This is a genomic window from Acinetobacter sp. 1294596, assembly GCF_000582925.1.
In the GTDB taxonomy this organism is placed as follows: domain Bacteria; phylum Pseudomonadota; class Gammaproteobacteria; order Pseudomonadales; family Moraxellaceae; genus Acinetobacter; species Acinetobacter radioresistens.
The window spans coordinates 1-422 of the sequence record NZ_JFCC01000136.1 but is presented as its reverse complement, the minus strand read 5'-3'; the positions used below and the strand labels follow the sequence as shown (position 1 = coordinate 422).

Below are 422 nucleotides of genomic sequence, written 5' to 3'. Positions count from 1 at the left end.
CTTCTGTGATTTATCACAGTTGACTGCAGTCCGACGAGGATGCAGTGAATCATTAACAGATTGGCAAATTTGAGTCTGAAATAAATTGTTCAACTCATTCAATAGACGTTACAGGGCAACCTGTTGACTAACGTAGATTGAACTGAGAACTAGCAAATTAACTGAATCAAGCGTTTTGGTATATGAATTTAGATTGAAGCTGTACAGTGCTTAAATGCACAGTACTCTAAACTGTAATGTTGAAGTTGCTCCTTGTAGGTAACGTCGACTGTTTGGGGTTGTATAGTCAAGTAATTAAGTGCATGTGGTGGATGCCTTGGCAGTCAGAGGCGATGAAAGACGTGATAGCCTGCGAAAAGCTTCGGGGAGGCGGCAAATATCCTGTGATCCGGAGATGTCTGAATGGGGAAACCCACTTACCA

The 422-nt window shown here is 42.2% G+C and carries 1 rRNA gene; it reads left to right on the top strand.

Annotated elements, in window-relative coordinates:
- Window positions 1-284: 284 nt before the first annotated feature.
- Window positions 285-422, top strand: a 23S ribosomal RNA gene (locus J502_RS16245); the annotation flags it as partial.